Below are 21267 nucleotides of genomic sequence, written 5' to 3'. Positions count from 1 at the left end.
GCTCCAAGACGCCGACGGCTTTGTGCTGAGCAATTGCTGCTCAAGACAGCATGCATTATGCATTGCGAAAAACAATATCGGCCTTTACGTCAATTTTTTGTAAGCCTTTGCGGGTATTTAAGTTGATGACCAAGGGCGCATTGGTATTGACGCTAATGGCACCGCCTTCTGGGCGAGATAGAATCAAAAATAATTTGGCATCACTTGGCGCAGTTAATTCAATGGTTTGGCATTCTGCGTCAGATAGGGTCAAGGCGTAGTTGAGTCCTAAACGCTCAGTTTCTACCAAGGTAAACAGCACTGCCGCATCATCTAAAGATTGCAGCCACAATACTTTAGGGTTGGGTTTTTCTTCGTGAAGCAGTTTGTAATTTTTGCAATCTTCAAAGCCGGGAATGCCCAGTGGAAATTGAATGATGGTTTCGGGGTCAACTTCAATTTGGCCAAAACGGCTAGGATAAACTTGCATTTAAAAGGCTCCACCAAGGAATATGAAAGCCAAGGATAACGTATTCATACGCTATGTGCTGAGCTTGGGTCTATGCTGTTGTAATTTCTGGTGACTTGTGTTTAAGCGTTTACTGATAAACAATTGAATTACTAAAGAATTTCAAACTTGGGTCGATAATTGGCATAATGGAAGAAATTGAGTGTGCGCCATTAAATTGGCATAGGATGCAATCATGAAAATTGACAACTCTGGCAAGCCATTAGCCAATATCGCTGCGCGGCCGCTTGAAGGCCGTGTTGCTGCTAAGGCTGAGCAAGCGACAGAAAAAAACAGCGTTAGCATCAATCCCTTAGCGGCTCAATTGTCCAATGTCGCGGGTGCAGGTAAAAGCGATTCGACCTTTGATGCCGACAAAGTAGCTGAAATCCGCCAAGCGATTGCTGACGGGCGCTTTGCGATTAAACCTGAGGCGATTGCCGATGGCTTACTGTCGAGTGTGAAAGCACTGCTTGCCCGTCCATGATCTCTCCGGTTGATTTGTACTCGTCGATTGCAATTGAGCTGCTCGAGGTGGAGCGGCTTGTGGCGTTAATGCAACGTGAACAAGATATTTTGGTCAGTCGTCAGTTTGATCAAATGAATGATTTACTGGTCTTGAAAGCACGGGCGGTGCAACAGCTAGAAATGGCAACCCAAAGCCGCTTGCAATCTGCACAGCAATTGAATTTACATACGGCATCACAATTGAGTGATTATTTGCTCGGTGATCGCAAAATTGCGCCGCAATGGCAGCAATTACAGCAGCAAGCCAAATTGGCCGCAGTGCTTAATCGCAGTAATGCACAATTGGTGCAATGCCATGAAGAGGCAAATCGCCATTTACTCAGTCTGCTTTCTCAAGAAAAAAATCAAGAAATCGCTTACAGCGCCAATGGTCGTTTACGCCATCAATCCGCGATAGGCCGACCGCTCGACCGTGCTTAATGCCTTGCAGATCGAATCTGCAGGCGGTCTCAAGCGCTTCTATTGTTAAATTCATCTCGATTTCCTACGCTTTAGTGAGCTAAAAAATCAAACCGCCGGTGCTGGTCGATGGGATCGGCACGCGTTGGTCTTTTGAGTTGTCGCGCCTTGCGCTACGCCACTCGAGCTTGGTGCCGACGCTGTTTGTGCTGATTTTATCTATGTGTAGTGTTTATTTTCCCCTTATTAATTACGAAAACATTGAGTTGTTGCTGGTGTAGACTGTACGTAAGTTTACAAATAAGCATGTGCATTATTTTGTTTTTTGTAAATAAACAGCAATCGGATGGCGCGCGTATTCTTAAGTTGCAGAGGCGCAGCGATGTGGTGATGGCTATTTGATGAGCATGGGCGATGATAAAACATCGTTCACGATTGAAATAAGGGGCTGGTAATGACGATGACGCCGATTGCGCCACGCGTGGCTTTGTTTGTGCCGTGCTTTATTGATGCAAGCTTTCCTGAAATTGGGGTGGCAACACTGCAATTACTCGAGCGCTTGGGGTGTATTGTGGAGTATCCATTCAACCAAACCTGCTGTGGTCAGCCGCTCGCCAATGAGGGTGATCAAAAAAATGCTGCGGCTTGTGAAGCATTATTTGTGCAGAACTTTGCGGGCTACGACTATATCGTCGGTCCATCCGCTAGTTGTATTCACCATGTTCGGCAACACATGGATGCGATTGAGCAAACCGATGAAGTGACGCAAGTCAGAACGCATGCGTATGAATTGGTCGAATTTTTGCACGATATTTTGCAAGTACGCGATTTTCCTTGGGCGTCATTCCCGCACAAAGTGGCTTTGCACAATAGCTGCACTTCATTACGCAGTCTGCAGCCCCCTTTGGCATCAATGTCAGAAATTCGTGGGCCGGCTTTTTCTAAACCTAAAGAATTATTGGCCAATGTACCGGGCATCGAGTGGGTTGAGTTAGAGCGCGCCGATGAATGCTGTGGTTTTGGTGGTTTGTTTTCTATTTTTGAAGAGGGCGTCTCGGCCAAAATGGGGTATGACAAGGTCGATGATCAACGACGCGCGGGGGCGGAATATATTGTCTCGGCCGATATGAGCTGCTTAATGCATCAAAAAGGCTGTGCGCAGCGCTTAGGGTATGGACAAAAATACATTCATATTGCCCAGATATTGAATGGAGATACCGTATGAAACCGGTAGATCAATCGGCCGCTGCAGATATGTTTATCGCCGATGTGCAGCATGAACGTTTTCATGATCATCACTTGTGGGACTTAAGAAAAGGGCGTGATCAGGAGCGAGATCAGATCCCTGAGTGGGAAACGCTGCGTCAGCTCGCGTCTGACATTAAAGCGCATACGCTCACGCATTTAGCGGACTATCTCGAAGAGTTTGAACGCAACGCAACAGCCAATGGGGTGCAGATACATTGGGCACAAGATGCCCAAGAGCATAATCGGATTGTTGGTGAGATTTTTGCGGCGCATCAGGTTAAAACCGTCATTAAAAGTAAATCGATGCTCACGGATGAGTGCCAGATGCGACCGTATTTGGCCGAGCTCGGGATTACGGTGATTGAATCGGATTTGGGTGAGCGTATTCAGCAATTGGATGATGATCAACCACCGAGTCATATTGTGGTGCCGGCAGTGCATAAATTGCGGGGTGATGTTGCAAAATTATTTGCTCGTACCATCAACTCTGATCCTAATAATGATGATCCTAAAGTGTTGAGTGAGGCAGGGCGGCAAAGCCTGCGACCGCATTTTTTAGCTGCCGATGCGGGGATGACCGGGGCCAATTATTTAATCGCAGAGACGGGTAGTTTTGTAGTGTGTACCAATGAAGGCAATGCCGACATTAGCGCCAATTTGCCGCCTTTGCATGTCGCATCAGTCGGGATTGAAAAGCTGATCCCGCGGATTGAAGATCTGGGCGTGTTTATTCGCCTGTTGTCGCGCAGTGCCTTAGGCTCGCCGATTACGCAATATACCTCGCATTTTCGCGCACCACGTGATGGTAGTGAAATGCATATTGTGTTGGTTGATAACGGCCGTTCGGCGCGGTTGGGGATGGCTGACTTTTGGACTTCACTCAAGTGTATTCGCTGCGGGGCGTGTATGAATACTTGCCCTGTGTATCGGCGTAGTGGTGGGTTGAGTTATGGCAGTGTGTATCCAGGGCCCATTGGCGTTATTTTAAATCCAGCCATTGATTTACATCGCTACCGTGCTTTGCCCTATGCATCCACCATGAATGGCAGTTGTACCAGCGTGTGCCCGGTCAAAATTAATATCCACGAGCAAATTTATCAGTGGCGGCGAATTATCAGTGAAAAACAAGAGCTACCGCTATTGCGCCGAACCGCGCTGGATGTGGCCGCTAAAGTATTGGCGAGTCCGGCACTATATCGGCGGGTCATTGCGGGGGTTGACCAAGTTAGTCGTGAGTTTCCTCGGGCTCTTATTTATAACCCGCTCAATGCTTGGGGCTTGCAGCGTGAAATCCCCGATGCGCCAAAAGCCACATTTCATCAATGGTGGGCTAAAAACCGAGGAGCTGATCATGAGTAGTCGCGATATTATTTTGGCGCAAGTACGCGTTAATCAACCGCCAGCGAGTGATTTACCCAAAGTGCCGTTGTTTGATGCCAATTTGCCAAGCCCATGGCCGCAATTTCAAGCGAGCTTGCAACGAATGGGGGGGGAAATATTAGATTGCCCTGAAGGTGTGCATTTGAACGCTTTGCTCGCCCAGCATTTTCCGCAAGCTAAAATTATTGCTTCAGTCGTTCCCGAAGTTGAGGGTAATTTTAATGTTGTGCAAGGCGAAGATCCGCATCACTTGGCAGAGGTTGATGTCGCCGTCGTGCGCGCGCGTTTTGCTGTGGCTGAAACCGGCAGCGTTTGCTTTACCGAGCAAGAATTGGTGATTAATGCGCTGGCGTACCTTGCCCAGCATTTGGTGGTGCTGCTGGATGTGAATGAAATTGTTGGCAATTTGCACCAAGCGTATCAACGCCCTGAGTTCCAAATGGCACGATACGCAGTGCTGCATAGCGGCCCTTCAGCCACTGCTGATATTGAAGGTACTTTGGTGCACGGCGCACAAGGCGTTCGCACATTGTCGGTAATTGCTTATCAACGCACACCCTGTGTGGTGTGATTAAACTCACCCAAGATCAAAACTATGCTGACAGCAGTGTTCGGTATTAAGCTTTAGCGACGTTTTTTATCACAACAGACTCTAGGGGACATTATGGATATTGCCAGCTTTACTGATTTACTGACCGCCGCTCGCAGCCAGCCGACACCACAAAGGCTGTTGTTTGTTTTTACGGGGGCTGGTTTGCCTGAGGATGCGACTGCCGAGCAAATTGCCCAGTTTTCTGCCCAGCAAGCGGGTGAGTTAACGCCCCTAATGTATGTGGATAAATCGCCGCTAGAGCTAAGTACATTCGCGGCGTTAACTGCTGAATCAGCGCAGCTCGTCCCCGATTGGGATATGGTATTTGTGGCTGGTTTAGGGGGTAAAGGCCTGCTAGCTCCGACCCATGATGAAATAGAGGGTGCATTTCAACGAATGATGGCCGCAATTCAATCGGGGGCGGTACAGCCATTTTTAGCTTTTCGCCGCGATGGTGAGTTAGTGCAATTAGTTTGATTCAATCCGATGGATTGACTGGTTTTGTGGTGCATGAAGTCCAGTTTTATCATGACAAGACGATGAAAAAAAAGTTAAAAATTGTCATATTTTTCTGCCGTGCTAGATTAATGGTAAGCATTAACAAGGTAAGGCGGAGGATTTATGAAAGGTATTGTTTTTAACGAGTTTATTGAGTTCGTTGAGTCCGCACAGGGTATGGTCACCGTAGATGCGATGATTACGGCGGCCAATCCTGTTTCTGGTGGTGCATATACTGCCGCTGGGTATTATGACTTTCAAGAATTAATCGCAATGGTGACGGCTTTATCGACCCGTTGCAATATACCCATCCCTGATTTGGTTCGAGGCTTTGGCAAATATTTATTTGGCAAACTGGTGGCGCAGCACCCTGATTTTTTTCGTGATAAGCCCGACGTTTTTAGCTTTCTGGAAAGTATTGAAGGGCATATTCATGTGGAAGTTCGTCGAATCTACCCCGATGCAGAATTACCTAGACTAGAAACGGAGCGACGCAGCGATGGTTCTTTGTTGCTGCGTTATCGTTCACGGCGTCATTTGGCTGATCTGGCCGAAGGCATGATCGCTGGGTGTATTGCTTATTATCATGCCAAAAATAAGGTCAGCCGCAGTGATCTTTTAGATGAGGGAGAGGCACAAGTCACGGAGTTTATTATTTTCTATGAATGAAGAACTCGAAGGCGCTTTTCGTCGGACGATTGAGCGTGAAAAAAAAGCGCGTCAATATGCAGAAAACCTCGTTGAAGAACGTAGCGAGGCGTTGCGACTGGCTTACGAAAAAATGCGTACGAGCGAGGAGCAAGAGTTCTTTGATGTCCTCTCTAGAATGCCATGTGCTATTTTGTTGGCGCAAAATAGTGGTGAAGTTGTTTTAGCGAATCCAGCGGCGGTTGAGTTGCTTGGGTTTACTCAGGTTGCCGATCTAATTGGCTGCAATTGGCTCAATATGGTGGTGGATGATGAAATCGACCCACTCAGTGAAGGGGCGCAAGAAGACGCTGCGGTCTTAATGCGCAAGGCCAATGGCGAGTTTTCTGCCGTGCATATTATTATTGGTAGCAGCGCATTTTTGGGGAGTCCTGCACGGATTATTATTTTGCATGATCTTTCCGAACAGCGTCGATTACATCAACAATTACGCTATCAAGCCTCGCACGATGTGTTAACCGGCTTACCCAATCGTCAGCGTTTGCTTGAAAAGCTGAACCAGTATATTGCCTCTGCCCGAGTTTATCCTGCGGGGTTGAGTGTGTTTTTTATTGATTTGGATAAATTTAAATTTATTAATGACAGTATGGGACATGCTGCTGGCGATATCGTTCTGTGTGAAGTTGCATCACGATTGCGAAGACTGCCCTTGGCAGGTGGTTTGGCGGCAAGATTGGGTGGGGATGAGTTTGTGTTGGTGCAAGAAGACGCTGCGGTCTTAATGCGCAAGGCCAATGGCGAGTTTTCTGCCGTGCATATTATTATTGGTAGCAGCGCATTTTTGGGGAGTCCTGCACGGATTATTATTTTGCATGATCTTTCCGAACAGCGTCGATTACATCAACAATTACGCTATCAAGCCTCGCACGATGTGTTAACCGGCTTACCCAATCGTCAGCGTTTGCTTGAAAAGCTGAACCAGTATATTGCCTCTGCCCGAGTTTATCCTGCGGGGTTGAGTGTGTTTTTTATTGATTTGGATAAATTTAAATTTATTAATGACAGTATGGGACATGCTGCTGGCGATATCGTTCTGTGTGAAGTTGCATCACGATTGCGAAGACTGCCCTTGGCAGGTGGTTTGGCGGCAAGATTGGGTGGGGATGAGTTTGTGTTGGTGGTGCCAACGGCCAGTGCGCTGGAGCGTCAGCAAGTAGAGCAATACTTGCAAGAGATTATGTTGTTGCCCATTCACTTAGACCGTGTTGATCAAGTCATGGCGTATAGCATTGGCTCGGCACAGTTTCCAGAGCATGGCAGTGATGGTGAAATACTACTTAAACGAGCCGATATTGCGATGTACCACGCCAAAGAAAGCGGCAATGGTGCGGTTTGTTATTTTTCTGAGGATATGCAAGAGGAACTCGACACCCGAAATCAATTAGAAATCCGTTTGCGTAATGCGATTGTGCGTGATGAGCTAGTGTTGTTTTATCAGCCCCAAGTCGATTTAAATACCGGAATGCTAGTCAGCGTGGAGGCGTTAGTGCGTTGGCAATCGCCAGATTATGGCTTGCTTTTTCCCGGGGCATTTATTGCGCTCGCAGAAGAAATTGGTTTGATTCGTGATATTGGAGTGTGGGTGATGGCGGCGGCATGCCGCCAAATTTTGCGCTGGCATCAAGAAGGACTTGGCTGGGTGAGGGTGGCGGTCAATGTATCCCCTTTAGATTTGGTTAACGATGAGATTGTCCAACGCGTGGCTGATACGCTGGCCAGTCACGGCATCCCTCCTGAGTGCTTAGAGCTAGAAATTACCGAGAGTTTGTCGATTAGTGATCCAGAAATGGCATTGGATATTATCTCCCGTATTAAGGCGCTGGGCGTCGCCTTGGCGATTGATGATTTTGGTGTGGGTTATTCTAATTTGGGTTATTTAAAGCGTTTTCCAGCCGAGCGTTTGAAAATCGACCAGTCATTTGTTCGCGGTTTAAGTAAGGGTACGCACGATAAAGCCATTATCACCACCATTATTCAGCTGGCGCGTAGCTTATCGATGCAGGCATTGGCTGAGGGTGTAGAAACGGAAGAAGAAGCTCGAATTTTATTCGAGCTGGGTGCGCATTTAATTCAAGGGTATTGGATATCAAAGGCCGTGCCTAGCGATGAGTTAGTGTTGATGTTGCGAAAAAGGTATGTGCTGGACACTCAAAAATTACGTGCACCACAGCAGGTGATTAAAGTTTTAGTGATTGATGATCAGCCGATTATGCTGGAAGTGATGCGGCACATCTTATCGAAGTTAACACTCGATGTTCAGTGTGTGACCAGCGCAGAAACGGCTTTGGAATACCTCGCCGATCATACGGTTTCGGCCGTGATTTGTGATTATCAGTTGCCCGGAGAAAACGGTATTTCATTGTTAGCTAGAGTTCGTGCATTACAACCCAGTGCCCTTCGTATTTTGATTACCGCTAGCACCGATTTAGCCGTATTGCGTGAAGCCATTAATATTGCCCGCGTAGACCATTTTTTACAAAAACCATTAGAGCCCACGCAGTTAATTGCATTAATGAGCAACTTAAAGCCTTAGTTGTTGTTTCTCATCGAATTGCGTAGATCAGACTGCAAGTACCGTGGTTTTTGATGAATTGGGCTATTTGCCATTCTCACAAGCGGGCGGTGCACTGCTATTTCACTTGCTAAGCAAACTGTACGAGCGCACCAGCGTGATCATCAGCACCAATTTGACCTTTGCCGAATGGCCAACTGTATTCGGCGACGCCAAGCTCATCACGATCTTACTGGATCGGTTGACGCACCATTCATTTCATCGAAACAGGCAATGAGTCATCGCGCTTTAAGCAAAGTAGCGCCAGTAGCAAACTTAAAATACAGGAATGAGAGCGACAAAAAGAGCAGGCAAGCAGCGCGCTCAAACCAGTCATCCATACCGTGGGTGACGCTAACGCCAGGTTAAATTCAACGCGCATCGCGGGTCAAAATTCAGTACGCCTCAACACAATTTAGCCCTTCATTTCATGCTACAGAAGCACCTTGGGTTAATCTCGATCAGGCCATTGCTCATCACCAGCAAGTCATTGCAAAACAAGAGCGCAGTATGGGAATGTCGATGCAGCGCGTAGACTTGGATTTTAAAATCATTAATTAAAGAACGAATTGCTGTTCAAGCAGAGTGACTAGTCAATGGCAATGATTCATAAATTTAGCATCGGACTTGAATGAAAACCTTAATTTTATTAGGAGGAGGGCACGCCCATCTTGCGGTGCTAAAGCAATTTGAAGACGGCGTGCCAAATGGCTGGCGAGTGCAGTTATTGTCACCGTCTCAGTATCAAACCTATTCGGGGATGTTGCCAGGTTGGATCTCTGGTCACTATGCGCTTGGTGACTGTCAGATTGACTTACAACTGCGATGTGAGCGTGCCGGTGTTGAATTTATTGTCGATACCGCCGTTGGCATCGATGCGGATCTACGCTTGGTGACGCTGCCTAGTGGGTTGCAACTTGAGTATGATTTATTGTCGATTGATATTGGCGGTGAATCACAAGTTGGCGCCTTCGCGCTATCAGAAGATCTGCTGATTCCGATTCGCCCCCTTGATGAATTTATTCAAAAATGGATCAGCATTATTGGCGAACTGGAACGAGCAAAACCCTTGCACATTGCAATCGTTGGCGGTGGCGCTGCGGGTGTTGAATTGGCACTGGCGATGCAGTACACAACAAGCCAATTGAAATTACCGTTGGAGATTGATTTTGTTTATTCAACACAAGGTATTTTGCCTGGATTTTCGCCATCGGTTATTTGTCGTACGCAGCAAGCCATCGCTCGCAGCGGCTTAAAGCAACACCAAGCAAAAGCCCAAGGCACAGGAACAGGCTTAGTGCTGTCAAATGGCGAGTTTATTCATGCCGATTTTATTATTGCAGCGACTGGCGTTCGAGCACCGTTTCTTTTGCGCGACGCTAAGCTAGCGCTCAATCAGCATGGCTTTATTGCCCTCAATGCAGCGCAACAAAGTACGTCGCACCCAAATGTATTTGCGGCAGGAGACGTCGGCTCAAGATCGATGGCACACGCCAAATCTGGCGTACATGCCGTTCGCGCCGGGCCGGTTCTTGCGCAAAATCTGATTGATGTTATGCAAGGTCTCCCACCTAAAAAACATTACAAGCTGAGGGAGACCACGCTGTATTTGCTGGCCACAGGCCCACAACATGCCATTGCCTCATGGGGCAATTTTAGTGCAGAGGGGCGATGGGTCTGGTACTGGAAGCGCTGGATAGATCGAAACTTTGTTGCAAAATATCGATAGTTGACACAAGCAATCCCTTCTTAGTTTATTTAACAGGCGGCTTAACTGTAATAAAACGCAGAGTCATCCGACTATAACGGTAAGTAAAGGAGCCGCTATTTTGCAGCCTTTAGAAAAAATTACAGGCGATTAACCATTGAATAAAAAAATACTCATTACCGTGCTGCTGATCTTTGTGGCTTTATTTTTTATCTTTGATTTGCAGCAATGGCTTTCGCTGGCGCAACTCAAACAAAGCCAGGCGCAATTGAGTACATGGCAGCAGCAATCACCGTGGTTACTTGGATTGATTTTTTTTGCTGTTTATATCGTTGTTACCGCACTTTCATTACCGGGCGCGGTGATTCTGACTTTAGCTGCGGGGGCTGTTTTTGGTCTGCTGGCAGGGACGGTGCTGGTTTCTTTTGCTTCGTCCATTGGCGCCACCTTGGCATTTTTAACCTCACGCTATGTACTTCGCAGCAGCCTGCAGCAGCGGTTTAGCAAGCAACTCGCTGGTATTGATGCTGGCATGGCGCGCGATGGCGCGTTTTATCTCTTTACGCTCAGACTAGTGCCGGTTTTTCCTTTCTTTCTAATCAATTTATTGATGGGCTTAACCGCACTCAAAACGCGTACTTTTTATTGGGTCAGCCAAGTTGGTATGTTGGCAGGCACCCTCGTTTATGTGAATGCCGGCACTCAGCTCGCCAAAATTGAATCGCTAGCGGGCATTTTGTCGCCCGCATTACTGATGTCATTCGTGCTGCTGGGGATTTTTCCTTTGCTGGCGAAACAAATCATTGCCCAATTTCAACGTCGTAAAGTCTATCAGCGCTGGACAAAACCCAAGCAGTTTGATCGCAATTTGATCGTGATTGGTGGTGGTGCAGCGGGTCTGGTGTCGGCTTATATCGCTGTAGCAGTCAAAGCTAAGGTCACATTGATTGAAGCGCACAAAATGGGCGGTGATTGCCTTAACTATGGCTGCATACCCAGTAAGGCACTCATCAGTAGCGCAAAATTGGCGCACCAAATGCGCCATGCTAGCCAGTATGGACTGGATGACACCGACACTGAATTTAGTTTTCGTGCTGTGATGGCGCGAGTACAAAGCGTGATTCGTGCGGTCGAGCCACACGACAGTATCGAGCGCTACAGCAAGTTAGGCGTCGATATCGTTCAAGGCTACGCCACAATGCTGGACCCATGGACGGTATCAATTAAGCACCACGATGGTCGCGAGCAACGTTTAACCGCGCGCAGCATCATCATTGCCGCAGGTGCGGCGCCGATTGTGCCTGATTTGCCGGGCATCCATGAAACCGGCTACTACACCAGCGACACACTCTGGGAAGCCTTTGCTCAAATGGACGAAATACCACGGCGCATAGTGATTTTAGGCGGCGGGCCGATTGGTTGTGAGCTGGCGCAAAGTTTTGCCCGCCTTGGTGCCAAGGTCAGTCAAGTTGAACGTGGTGATCGCTTAATGCCGCGTGAAGATGCCGAGGTGTCTGAGTTTGTTGGTGAGCAACTTAGCCACAGCGGCGTGCAGGTCTTAACCGGATATGCGGCACTGCGTTGCGAAGTGAATGCCGGACAAAAATGCTTGATTGTCCAAACCCCCACTGGCGAACAAACCATTGCGTTTGACGCATTGATTTGCGCCGTAGGCCGTCAAGCTAGGCTGTCAGGTTATGGCTTAGAGTCGCTTGGGATTGAAACGGCGCGTACCGTAGTGACCAATGATTATTTAGAAACGCTATACCCGAATATTTTTGCCGCAGGGGATGTGGCCGGTCCCTATCAATTTACCCACACCGCCTCGCATCAAGCATGGTATGCCAGTGTGAATGCACTATTTGGGCAGTTTAAGCGCTTTAAAGTGGATTACAGCGTGATTCCATGGTGTACTTTTATTGATCCTGAAGTGGCCCGAGTCGGCTTATGCGAGCAAGAGGCCAAAGCCGCTGGTGTTGCGTATGAAGTCGCTCGTTTTGAAATTGACGATCTTGATCGGGCGATTGCCGATGGCGCGGCAAAAGGCTTTATCAAAGTCCTCACGGTACCCGGTAAAGACAGCATTTTAGGGGTCACCATTGTGGGGGCTCACGCCGGTGAACTCCTCGCCGAATATGTGTTGGCAATGAAGCATGGGCTTGGCCTCAATAAAATCTTGGGCACGATTCATACCTATCCCACCATGTCTGAAGCGAATAAATATGTCGCAGGGGAATGGAAGCGCGCCCATGCGCCAGTGAAGCTGCTGCGCTGGGTTGAGAAATATCATCGCTGGATGCGAGCTTAGTTTTCGAAATCAATTCAAATCAATTCAAATTAATTTAAATCAATGAACGCAGGAACACGCTAAAACATGAATCAACTCTTGCCAATTTTAATGGCTTTCAGTCTCAGCGCCACCGTGATGGCCAATACGGATTGGAATAAAATCGAAGCCGATGCCAAAGGGCAAACGGTTTACTTTAACGCATGGGGTGGTGGTGAAAATATCAATGCCTATATCGATTGGGCCGCCACACAAACCCAAAAAAAGTATGGGGTGAGCGTTAAACATGTCAAAGTCACAGATACCTCTGACGTCATTAAACGCATTAAGACCGAAGTGGCTGCGGGTCGTACCACCAATGGTTCGGTCGATGTATTGTGGGTTAATGGTGAAAACTTCAAAGCGCTAAAACAAGCCAAATTACTCTACGGTCCATGGGCAGAAAGCCTGCCAAACTGGCGCTTTGTGGATTTAAATAAGCCAGTGCGTGTTGATTTTTCTGAGCCTACGGATGGGCTTGAGATGCCATGGGGAACTGCTCAGCTTACCTTTATTGCCAATCAAGCCACCGTGAAAAATCCGCCACGATCGGCACAAGCCTTACTGGCTTTTGCTAAAGCCAACGCCGGACAAGTGAGCTATCCAAAACCGCCAGATTTTCACGGTACGACTTTTTTGAAGCAATTATTGCTAGAGCTCGCACCGGATGCAAAAGTATTGCAGCAAGCGCTTAGTCCTGAGTTATTCACTAAAGCCAGTGCACCGCTTTGGGCTTATCTGGATCAACTCCATCCGGTGCTCTGGCGCAAAGGCAGTAGTTTTCCCAAAAGCGCCGCCGATATGAATCAGATGCTGGCCGATGGTCAACTCAAACTGGCGCTCACGTTTAATCCGAATGAGGCCGCCAATCTGATTGCGACGCAGCAATTGCCAAAAACGGCGTATAGCTTTGGCTTTAGCAAGGGCACGATTGGCAATGTGCATTTCTTGGCGATTCCAAGCAATGCAAAAGCCAAAGCGGGCGCACAAGTCTTCGCCAATTTTTTACTCTCGCCAGAAGCTCAAGCTAAAAAGGCGGACTTAAAAATTTGGGGAGACCCAAGTGTATTGGCGTTGGATAAAATCCCAGCACAATATCGTCAATCGATGCAGATGACTGCACCTGGCGCGTTGAACGAAAAAATACCGACGTTGGCAGAACCGCATTCAAGCTGGGTTGCGGCGATTGAGGCGGAGTGGCTAAAGCGCTACGGTGCAAAGTAAATGCGTATTGGCTTACCTTTAATCGTAGCGAGAGGCGCGAGCAAAGGCAGTACTTTGCTCGCCATCGGCTTGATCTGCATCGTTTTCCTGCCCGTCATTCCGGGCTTAGTTCGGATGGGGTTTGATTTTTTTCAAATCAGTCATTGGTTCGCCATTTGGCAAGATACACAAACAATCCCTGCCTTGATGGCGACACTGAGCTCCACATTAATCAGTGGGGTATTGGCTTTAGCGCTTTCTTTATCAATTGCTATAGAGAAATACCCATCAAATGCTTGGCATTCTATTGTAAAGCGCTTGCCAAGCTTATTGGCTATGCCGCATGCCGCATTTGCCATTGGCTTTGCTTTTTTATTTGCCCCCGCAGGTTGGCTCGCTCGTGCCATTGCGCCTTTGATGGCATGGGATAGCCCGCCTGATTGGCTCACCGTGCAAGACCCTTATGGCATGAGTCTTGGCATTGCTCTTGCCATTAAAGAGAGCTTTTTCTTGCTCTGGGTCATGATGAATTTATTGGGTGAGCGGCACATTGCCCAGCAAATCACTGTGGCGCGTAGCCTAGGCTATCAGCGGCAACAGATCTGGCGCAGTATCATCTTGCCGCAAATATTGCCAAGGATGATGTGGCCTTTTGCGGCGGTACTGGCCTACAGTTTGTCTGTCGTCGATATGGCGCTGATTTTAGGGCCGACGACGCCGCCAACCTTTGCGGTGCTGGTATGGCAATGGCTATCTGATCCCGATCCGCAGCGGCAAGCTCAGGGTGGTGTTGCGGCGCTTATTTTACTGCTGGTGTTGCTGACTTTGGGCGGAGTGCTTCGCGGCGTTGCTTGGGTGTATCAGCGCGCTACGGTGGATTTGGATGGATTACGTCAGCCTAACCGGTTCTCTATGCTGTCTTGGCTATATCAATTCGGGGTGTTGATTAGCTTTAGCTTGATGATCCTACTCTTTGTTTGGTCCTTAGCGCAGAGCTGGTTTTTTCCGGCTTTATGGCCTGATGAACTCAGTATAAAAGCGTGGCTAAATGCAGACTTTACGCCGTTTAAAACATCACTTTGGCTTGGTTTAGCGACGAGTTTGATCGCCCTAGTGATGGTATTGATCTGGTTGGAATGGGGGCCGCAGCGCAATAACGCTTGGCTTTATGCCCCGTTGGTTTTGCCGGTGATTCCACTGTCTGCTGCGCAGTATTTTGCGCTACTGGTTTTGCATTTGGACGGCACAGTGATGGGCTTGATTTGGAGCCATCTACTCTGGGTTGTGCCTTACGTTTTGCTTAGTTTGGTCGGTGCTTATCGCCAATTTGACCCGCGATTGATGTTGACAGCACAGGCTCTGGGCTATCCACGCTGGCAAGCTTGCTTATATATGAAGTGGCCACTGTTAATGCGGCCGATTTTGGGGGCTTTTGCCTTGGGATTTGCGGTGAGTATTGCGCAGTATGTACCAACCCTATTTGCTGGTGCTGGCCGGTTTAGTACGGTCACCACTGAAGCGATTGCGCTCAGTAGCGGTGGCAATCGTCGCACCATGGCCATTCAAGCGGTTTTACTGATGTTATTACCGATGCTGGCGTTTGCACTGGCCGCGATAGCGAGCCATTGGCAGGCGAAGCATCGCCGAGGATTACGTTAAAGTGTTAGAAATTAAGTCGCTCTGCATCAAGCAGAGCAAGCAAGCGTTGATTGGCGGACTCAATGCGCAGATTGCGCAAGGCGAAGTACTCACCCTAATGGGGGCATCTGGCTCGGGAAAATCGACCGTATTACACTGGATGATTGGAGCTCTCGATCCGATTTTTTCTGCGACGGGTGAGCTGATACTCAATGGAAAACGAGTCGATCAAATCCCCACTGAGCAGCGCCGCATCGGGATTTTATTTCAAGACGATTTACTCTTTGCCCATTTAAGTGTGGGGCAAAATTTAGCCTTCGCGCTACCGAATGAGGTCAAGGGTCAATCACTGCGTCGCCAAGTCATTGAAGCGCAGTTAGCTCAAATTGGCTTGATTGGGTTTTATGATCGCGACCCCGCCACCCTCTCTGGGGGGCAGCGCGCAAGGGTGAGTGTTTTACGCACATTGCTCGCACAACCACAAGCCTTATTGCTCGATGAGCCATTTGGCAAGCTCGATGCGGTACTGCGTGAGCAATTTCGCGCTTTTGTTTTTGAACGTGTGACCGCCTTAGCCATTCCAACCTTGCTCGTTACGCACGACATCGCCGATATTCCGCCCCAAGGACGAGTGCTGCAGATCGAGGATTTTCAACATGCTTGATCGAAAAATACTCAATGTCGTCGCTCCCACAATTCAAAGCATCGCGCGTCGTTTGCTGGCGCTGGGCTTAAAAGCCGACCATATCACTTGGATTGGTTTTATTGTGGGTGTGAGCAGTGTGCCGATGATTGTATTCGGGCAGATGGAATGGGCCTTGGCAATGATTTTACTCAATCGCCTAACCGATGGTATTGATGGTGCGATGGCAAGGCAAAGTCAGCCGACTGATCGAGGTGCTTTTTTAGATATTACGCTTGATTTTCTATTTTACTCGGCCGTGCCATTGGCATTTGCCTTGGCAAATCCAGCGGCAAACGCTTTGGCCGCAGCGATTTTGATTTACAGCTTTGTTGGTACCGGATGTAGCTTTTTAGCCTTTGCCATATTGGCCGAAAAACGCGGCTTAAGTAGTGCAATTTATCCGCGAAAAGGATTTTATTACCTAGGTGGTTTAACCGAAGCGACTGAAACCATCTTGGTCTTTGTGCTGATGTGCCTGATGCCGCAGTGGTTTGCCATGCTGGCTTTGGGCTTTGCTGCCCTGTGCGCCATCACGACGGTCACGCGGATTACTGCGGCGTACCAAATTTTTACTAAATAGCAAAAGGCACGCCAAATGAAACTATTGCCCATTTTTGTATTGGGTGTCAGCCTAGTGATGAGCGCCTACCCACTCAGCGCCGCCAGCATTCCCGTTGGGCAATTTTCGCAAGGGCAACTGGCGGGCTGGGAAGACAAGTCATTCAAAGGCAGTACGCAATACCAGTTGCAGCGCGAGGGCCAAACGCAAGTCTTAGTCGCAAACGTAGCGGGTGGCGCATCAGGTAAATTCAAAAAAGTTAAAATCGATCTAAATCGCACCCCCTATCTCAATTGGCGCTGGAAAGTAGATCAAGCATGGCTTGGTTTAAATGAAAAGACCAAAGCGGGCGATGACTACCCAGCTCGCCTGTATGTGGTTGTCGAGCGCGGTTTGTTGGGTATTTCATCTAAGTCAGTCAATTACGTGTGGGCGAGTCAACAGCCGGTTGGTAGTCTCTGGCCGAATGCGTTCACCTCACAAGCGGCATTAATCGCAGTTGAGAGCGGCAATCAAAACACCCAGCAATGGCGTAACTACAAACGCAATGTGAAAGCGGATTTACGACAAGCATTTAATGAGGATTTTACGCAAATTGATATCGTCGCCCTGATGAGCGATGGCGACAACAGTCAACAATCAGGACGCGCATTTTTTGGTGATATTTGGTTTACAGCGGATTAAATTCCTCGATGGCATCGGAACGCTTTATGGCCATCAATCTTATATTTCGGTTGGGGATTTTGCTTTAGCTTTGCATGTCTGCTATGGCCGAACAGCACTGGCACCAGTCAATAATATTGAAGGCCGTTGGGAAGCAGAAAAAGACGTGACCGAGTCATCGTGGGCTTCTATCACTGCATACGCCGGCACGCGGCAATCGACTACCGATGGTTTATGAGCAAGAAATGCCAGCAAAAAAACCGATCTTGGTGCTTGAAAATACTTAACCACTACCTACTCGCACTGGCGACCATTGGCAGCCAGCGTAGTGGCTCACAGTGACAATTAACCCTTCACCGCCAGTAGCTGGTCGGTGTCAAGTCCAGTCAGTTTTTTAAGGCTGTGCAGCAAGTACCACAAGCTGGCCATCAGGACGATCATGCTGGGAACCATGATTACTGGGTAGCTAAGAGCGGTCATTTTGCCCAGTTCGGCGGCAAATTCGCTAGTGCCCGCAGGGCTAACCACGATCCAACGAGCCAACAGATAATTCAGCACGCCCGATAAAAAGAACGAGCTGGCGACCAAGTAGTTAGTGATGTTCAGGCGTTTATAAAATTCAGCTTGCTGTTGCTCGGTGACTAATGCTTGCTTGATGGCTGTAAGGTTAAGAATTTGATCGTTATACAGCAGCTTATGGAGCAGCGGGTAGGGCGTGAACTGGCTAATCAGTAGCGCTAAGCCAATGAGGGTGGGGATGGCGGCTTCTTTGATGGCGAGGTACTTGGGATCAAGCGCTAGCAAACTAATGCCACCGGTTAATAGCACGCTAACCATCCCTAGAATCGAAATAAAGTTAACTTTGCCACTTTGTTTTAAATCGTATAGGCCGTAACCCAAGGGAAACGCCAGCGCGGCCACCACTGCCCAAGTCGGCCCAAGCCATTGGTCGGTGCTTAATTTGGTGAGAATTAGCGTCGGGATCAGAATGTTCAGCAGCAGATTGATAAGCAGGCTGGGTTGTTTTTGTGCGCTCATAGTGTTCACCGAGTAAAAAGAAGCCCATGCTAACAAAAAAATGCCTCAAGGCGATAAACCGACTAAAGTACGCGCGACTTAAACGGCGATTCGCAACGCGCACATCCTCTGCGTTGTAATGATCCATATAAAACACAGAGCATAAAGGAGTTCAGCAATGACTGCCCCATCAAACGCTTTCGCGCAGCCTAGCATTTCAGATTTAACCGCCTTTGCAAAGGCTGTAGATTATTCCTTGATGGATCGCCTTACACCCGATCCAGATGGCACATCCGATGGGAATGATCACCAAGCACGGCAAGTGTTTTCTGGTCATTATGTTCGGGTGAAACCCACCGCGATGGCCCATGCCGAATATATTAGTCATAGCCAAGCTTTGTTTGCTCAATTGGGCTTAGCCGATGCGCTCGTCCATGACGACGGCTTTAGGCAATTATTTTCTGGTGATTTAAGTCAGGCTCCAGCCCCAATGCTGCGCTATGGCTGGGCAACCGGTTATGCATTGTCAATCTATGGCACTGAATATACTCAGCAATGTCCTTTTCGTACCGGCAATGGCTATGGTGATGGCCGTGCCATGTCGATTTTTGAAGGTGTTTTTCGCGGTCAACGCTATGAAATGCAATTAAAAGGCGGGGGGGCAACCGCCTACTGTCGCGGAGGCGACGGTCGGGCCGTCTTGCGATCGAGTGTGCGTGAATTTTTGGCGCAAGAATTTATGCACGCCTTAGGCGTACCAAGCTCGCGTTCGCTCAGCTTATACGTCTCCAAATCAGAAACTGCGGCGCGGCCTTGGTATGCCCCAAATTCCAATTCAGCGGATCCTGACATCATGGTGGACAACCCGGTGGCCATATCTACTCGCGTCGCTTCATCATTTTTGCGCGTTGGCCAGATTGAGCTGTTTGCCCGTCGAGCACGTGTTAACGCGCATGACCATGCGCTCCCAGAGCTAGCAGCCATCGTGGCCCATTTAATTGAGCGTGAGTACCCCAGCGAAATAGATCCAAACCTCGCGTTTCACCAACAGATTATTGAGTTGGCCAAATCGTTTAGAACGCGTTTAAGTCAACTTGTCGCCCATTGGTTACGCGTAGGCTTCTGCCAAGGTAATTTTAATAGTGACAATTGCCACGCCGGTGGATTAACCCTAGATTATGGCCCGTTTGGATTTTGTGAAGCTTTTGACCCCGGCTTTCAGCCGTGGACTGGCGGTGGCCAGCACTTTGCTTTTTTTAACCAAGCTGCCGCCGCTGAGGCTAATTTTCATATGTTTTGGCTGGCACTGCGCACGCTGCTGGCGAAAGATGAGCCGGCAATTGCGCAATTAGATGAAGTTCGCAATGGTTTTAAAGTTGAGATTCAGCAGCAATGTCAGACTATGTGGGCCGCAAAATTGGGTCTGAGCGAATTTCCCCCGCAACTGTTTCGCCAATTAATACAGCTAATGACCCAAACCAAGCTGGATTACACGATCTTTTTTCGCGAGCTATCGCATCTACCTAAAGATATCGAGCGCTTGAAAAAGAGCTTTTATCAATCCACTTCCGCTGAGCTTGATCAGCAATGGCAGCATTGGCTAGACCAATGGCTCGACTTAATCGCCAATGAAAAACCAGATCTCAATACGATTAAAAGCAAGATGCAACTCACCAATCCCAAATACACCTGGCGCGAATGGCTAGTTGCACCCGCTTATGAACAAGCGAGGCAAGGCGACTATTCATTAATTGCAGAGCTGAAACAGGTGTTTAATGACCCATATAGCGAGCAAGAACCAGCGATTGAAGCAAAATATTACCGACTAAAACCCAATCATTTTTTCAACGCGGGTGGCATCTCGCACTACAGCTGCTCGTCTTGAGTCACTGAATGACGGTTAAACCATGCGGCAGAAAAAACCGCTTCGGTCGATCCGTACAAGCCAATGACTGAAAGATGCAAGGCCGCAAACCATCAGGTAGCGGCCTTAATTCTGTGTGATGCAATCGGGTACTGCTCGGCCAAAGCCGTCATCTCATATTCAGTTGGCTGCGATTCACACCCCACGGTTAATCACACCATAACTGCATATATTCATGCTTTGGATTCATGCTTTGGATCGTAATTTTTAATCTGTTTTTTAATATTAAAGCGCCGATTGGGTCTTGGCTCTGTGCCGCGACCGGCTAAATACAGCCAATTACCTTGATGGCTATACACATCGTAATCAATCCGCTGAGATTCAAACCACGCCGCGCCAGCTCGCCAATCACATTGTGAAACCAATAGATTGCTCGCTTCATGATTGATTGCTTTGTTGACCAGCCGTAACGGCCAGCAGGGCATTGGCAGCATCGATGCCAGATAGATATGCGCCTTCAATACGGCCACCGGCTAGCCAATCTCCAGCCAATACCAAACCCGTTTCAGCCGATTGCACGACGGCTTGAGTACTGCTGCCTTGCGCGAACCGCCAGCGATGCGCGCCAGCATGCTGCCAATGGGGTTCAGCCTGCCCCCACCGCGCGAGCAGGCGATTGAATTCCTGAATCAGTAAAGCAATCACCTCATCGGCGGAATCTTCTAAATGAGCTTGCGACCACGCCACGCTGGCATGCAGCAGCCAGTGCTGGCCAGTGCGGTCGGGCTTGCTGCTGTTATGAGCCAGCCAAGAGATCGCGCCATCATTCATAAATGCCCCAGCGAATGGCAAATTGATGGCGTGCTCACTACTGAGCATCACCGCCCAGCAAGGCGACATGGGGATGTTTTCGGCCGCCGCCTGCATCGGGTGGGCGACGGGAATCAGTGCCGCCGCTTGCGGCGCGGGGATCGCCAGCACCAGTTGCCGCGCTTGCCAGATTGGCTCGCCCGCGCGCACTTGCCAACCTTGCGCTGTGGCTTCAATGGCCGTGACGGGCACCGACAATTGCACATCCAGCGCTGCGGCCATCGCCGCCAAGGGCGCGTTCATTTTTGGGATGCCCACAAAACGCTGTTGCGGCGAGCTGATGCTTAGCGGTAATTGTCAAACTAGTTGTCGCCTCAATCGTTAAATCCTATGCCATCTTTTG

21 protein-coding genes and 1 pseudogene are annotated in these 21267 nt (G+C 48.7%); 18 read left to right on the top strand and 4 right to left on the bottom strand.

All coding sequences use genetic code 11. From position 1 onward, the window contains the following. Positions 1-55 precede the first annotated feature (55 nt). A complete protein-coding gene (gene fliW, locus Q0V82_RS12655; RefSeq protein ID WP_297576286.1) occupies positions 56-469 on the bottom strand; it encodes a flagellar assembly protein FliW in 414 nt (137 codons plus the stop codon). Positions 470-683: 214 nt separating this feature from the next. Here fliW and flgM point away from each other — a divergent pair, with 214 nt between their 5' ends. The 17 genes and pseudogenes from flgM to Q0V82_RS12570 all read left to right on the top strand — a co-directional run bounded on the left by flgM (position 684) and on the right by Q0V82_RS12570 (position 17411). Further along, positions 684-974, top strand: a complete 291-nt coding sequence (flgM, locus tag Q0V82_RS12650; RefSeq protein ID WP_297576284.1) for a flagellar biosynthesis anti-sigma factor FlgM — start codon at positions 684-686, stop codon at positions 972-974. After that, a complete protein-coding gene (gene flgN / locus Q0V82_RS12645) occupies positions 971-1435 on the top strand; it encodes a flagellar export chaperone FlgN (RefSeq protein ID WP_297576282.1) in 465 nt (154 codons plus the stop codon). Before flgM ends, flgN begins: the two co-directional genes overlap by 4 nt. 433 nt (positions 1436-1868) lie before the next feature. Next, positions 1869-2639, top strand: coding sequence for a (Fe-S)-binding protein (locus Q0V82_RS12640; protein WP_297576280.1), 771 nt, complete (start codon positions 1869-1871; stop codon positions 2637-2639). Then, positions 2636-4021 (top strand): lactate utilization protein B, encoded by a 1386-nt coding sequence (locus Q0V82_RS12635; protein ID WP_297576278.1) that lies wholly within the window; start codon positions 2636-2638, stop codon positions 4019-4021. The genes Q0V82_RS12640 and Q0V82_RS12635 overlap by 4 nt, the downstream gene beginning before the upstream one ends. Then, a complete protein-coding gene (locus tag Q0V82_RS12630; protein ID WP_297576276.1) occupies positions 4014-4613 on the top strand; it encodes an LUD domain-containing protein in 600 nt (199 codons plus the stop codon). The genes Q0V82_RS12635 and Q0V82_RS12630 overlap by 8 nt, the downstream gene beginning before the upstream one ends. 93 nt (positions 4614-4706) lie before the next feature. Next, complete coding sequence (locus tag Q0V82_RS12625; protein WP_297576274.1) at positions 4707-5111, top strand: ribonucleotide reductase subunit alpha; 405 nt, start codon at positions 4707-4709, stop codon at positions 5109-5111. A gap of 144 nt (positions 5112-5255) precedes the next feature. After that, positions 5256-5801 carry a heme NO-binding domain-containing protein gene (locus Q0V82_RS12620; RefSeq protein ID WP_297576272.1) on the top strand — a complete coding sequence of 182 codons (546 nt, stop codon included), beginning with the start codon at positions 5256-5258 and terminating at the stop codon, positions 5799-5801. After that, positions 5794-8373, top strand: a complete 2580-nt coding sequence (locus Q0V82_RS12615; RefSeq protein ID WP_297576270.1) for an EAL domain-containing protein — start codon at positions 5794-5796, stop codon at positions 8371-8373. Before Q0V82_RS12620 ends, Q0V82_RS12615 begins: the two co-directional genes overlap by 8 nt. A gap of 34 nt (positions 8374-8407) precedes the next feature. Beyond that, positions 8408-8684 (top strand): annotated as a pseudogene (locus Q0V82_RS12610) (ATP-binding protein); the annotation flags it as partial. Between the two features lie 338 nt (positions 8685-9022). Continuing rightward, positions 9023-10120: an FAD-dependent oxidoreductase gene (locus Q0V82_RS12605; RefSeq protein WP_297576268.1), complete on the top strand. Its 1098-nt coding sequence runs from the start codon at positions 9023-9025 to the stop codon at positions 10118-10120. Positions 10121-10256: 136 nt separating this feature from the next. Further along, entirely contained in the window at positions 10257-12407 is a 2151-nt protein-coding gene (locus Q0V82_RS12600; RefSeq protein ID WP_297576266.1) for an FAD-dependent oxidoreductase, read from the top strand. A 66-nt stretch (positions 12408-12473) separates the two neighbouring features. After that, positions 12474-13649, top strand: coding sequence for an ABC transporter substrate-binding protein (locus tag Q0V82_RS12595; protein ID WP_297576264.1), 1176 nt, complete (start codon positions 12474-12476; stop codon positions 13647-13649). Next, positions 13650-15287, top strand: coding sequence for an ABC transporter permease (locus tag Q0V82_RS12590; protein ID WP_297576263.1), 1638 nt, complete (start codon positions 13650-13652; stop codon positions 15285-15287). A gap of 1 nt (position 15288) precedes the next feature. Further along, positions 15289-15930: an ATP-binding cassette domain-containing protein gene (locus tag Q0V82_RS12585; protein ID WP_297576260.1), complete on the top strand. Its 642-nt coding sequence runs from the start codon at positions 15289-15291 to the stop codon at positions 15928-15930. Continuing rightward, positions 15923-16531, top strand: coding sequence for a CDP-alcohol phosphatidyltransferase family protein (locus Q0V82_RS12580; RefSeq protein WP_297576258.1), 609 nt, complete (start codon positions 15923-15925; stop codon positions 16529-16531). The genes Q0V82_RS12585 and Q0V82_RS12580 overlap by 8 nt, the downstream gene beginning before the upstream one ends. A 15-nt stretch (positions 16532-16546) precedes the next feature. Continuing rightward, on the top strand, positions 16547-17194 hold the full coding sequence (locus Q0V82_RS12575) for a DUF3047 domain-containing protein (RefSeq protein ID WP_297576256.1): 648 nt from the start codon (positions 16547-16549) through the stop codon (positions 17192-17194). Further along, complete coding sequence (locus tag Q0V82_RS12570) at positions 17166-17411, top strand: hypothetical protein (protein ID WP_297576254.1); 246 nt, start codon at positions 17166-17168, stop codon at positions 17409-17411. The genes Q0V82_RS12575 and Q0V82_RS12570 overlap by 29 nt, the downstream gene beginning before the upstream one ends. Before the next feature lie 107 nt (positions 17412-17518). On the opposite strand, the gene Q0V82_RS12565 is transcribed toward Q0V82_RS12570, so the two are convergent. Further along, positions 17519-18211 carry a VC0807 family protein gene (locus Q0V82_RS12565; protein ID WP_297576252.1) on the bottom strand — a complete coding sequence of 231 codons (693 nt, stop codon included), beginning with the start codon at positions 18209-18211 and terminating at the stop codon, positions 17519-17521. A 157-nt stretch (positions 18212-18368) separates the two neighbouring features. On the opposite strand from Q0V82_RS12565, the gene Q0V82_RS12560 reads away from it, so the two are divergent. Continuing rightward, the gene (locus Q0V82_RS12560) at positions 18369-20075 is read left to right on the top strand and encodes a protein adenylyltransferase SelO family protein (RefSeq protein ID WP_297576251.1); all 1707 of its coding nucleotides are present in this window, start codon (positions 18369-18371) and stop codon (positions 20073-20075) included. Between the two features lie 212 nt (positions 20076-20287). Here the strand turns inward: Q0V82_RS12560 and Q0V82_RS12555 are convergent, their stop codons facing one another. Both Q0V82_RS12555 and Q0V82_RS12550 read right to left on the bottom strand, forming a co-directional pair. Beyond that, on the bottom strand, positions 20288-20479 hold the full coding sequence (locus Q0V82_RS12555; RefSeq protein WP_297576249.1) for an FAD-binding domain-containing protein: 192 nt from the start codon (positions 20477-20479) through the stop codon (positions 20288-20290). Between the two features lie 13 nt (positions 20480-20492). Continuing rightward, positions 20493-21167, bottom strand: a complete 675-nt coding sequence (locus tag Q0V82_RS12550) for an NAD(P)/FAD-dependent oxidoreductase (protein WP_297576247.1) — start codon at positions 21165-21167, stop codon at positions 20493-20495. Positions 21168-21267 lie beyond the last annotated feature (100 nt).

The sequence above is a fragment of the uncultured Deefgea sp. genome (genome assembly GCF_947072475.1).
Lineage (GTDB): Bacteria > Pseudomonadota > Gammaproteobacteria > Burkholderiales > Chitinibacteraceae > Deefgea.
The sequence above is the reverse complement of the archived record's forward strand: the minus strand, read 5'-3'. Positions and strand labels throughout refer to the sequence as shown.

Bases quoted from the DNA above. Each gene is read 5' to 3' on its own strand.
- fliW (WP_297576286.1), bottom strand. From the start codon at position 469: ATGCAAGTTTATCCTAGCCGTTTTGGCCAAATTGAAGTTGACCCCGAA.
- flgM (WP_297576284.1), top strand. From the start codon at position 684: ATGAAAATTGACAACTCTGGCAAGCCATTAGCCAATATCGCTGCGCGG.
- flgN (WP_297576282.1), top strand. From the start codon at position 971: ATGATCTCTCCGGTTGATTTGTACTCGTCGATTGCAATTGAGCTGCTC.
- Q0V82_RS12640 (WP_297576280.1), top strand. From the start codon at position 1,869: ATGACGATGACGCCGATTGCGCCACGCGTGGCTTTGTTTGTGCCGTGC.
- Q0V82_RS12635 (WP_297576278.1), top strand. From the start codon at position 2,636: ATGAAACCGGTAGATCAATCGGCCGCTGCAGATATGTTTATCGCCGAT.
- Q0V82_RS12630 (WP_297576276.1), top strand. From the start codon at position 4,014: ATGAGTAGTCGCGATATTATTTTGGCGCAAGTACGCGTTAATCAACCG.
- Q0V82_RS12625 (WP_297576274.1), top strand. From the start codon at position 4,707: ATGGATATTGCCAGCTTTACTGATTTACTGACCGCCGCTCGCAGCCAG.
- Q0V82_RS12620 (WP_297576272.1), top strand. From the start codon at position 5,256: ATGAAAGGTATTGTTTTTAACGAGTTTATTGAGTTCGTTGAGTCCGCA.
- Q0V82_RS12615 (WP_297576270.1), top strand. From the start codon at position 5,794: ATGAATGAAGAACTCGAAGGCGCTTTTCGTCGGACGATTGAGCGTGAA.
- Q0V82_RS12605 (WP_297576268.1), top strand. From the start codon at position 9,023: ATGAAAACCTTAATTTTATTAGGAGGAGGGCACGCCCATCTTGCGGTG.
- Q0V82_RS12595 (WP_297576264.1), top strand. From the start codon at position 12,474: ATGAATCAACTCTTGCCAATTTTAATGGCTTTCAGTCTCAGCGCCACC.
- Q0V82_RS12590 (WP_297576263.1), top strand. From the start codon at position 13,650: ATGCGTATTGGCTTACCTTTAATCGTAGCGAGAGGCGCGAGCAAAGGC.
- Q0V82_RS12580 (WP_297576258.1), top strand. From the start codon at position 15,923: ATGCTTGATCGAAAAATACTCAATGTCGTCGCTCCCACAATTCAAAGC.
- Q0V82_RS12575 (WP_297576256.1), top strand. From the start codon at position 16,547: ATGAAACTATTGCCCATTTTTGTATTGGGTGTCAGCCTAGTGATGAGC.
- Q0V82_RS12565 (WP_297576252.1), bottom strand. From the start codon at position 18,211: ATGAGCGCACAAAAACAACCCAGCCTGCTTATCAATCTGCTGCTGAAC.
- Q0V82_RS12560 (WP_297576251.1), top strand. From the start codon at position 18,369: ATGACTGCCCCATCAAACGCTTTCGCGCAGCCTAGCATTTCAGATTTA.
- Q0V82_RS12550 (WP_297576247.1), bottom strand. From the start codon at position 21,167: ATGAACGCGCCCTTGGCGGCGATGGCCGCAGCGCTGGATGTGCAATTG.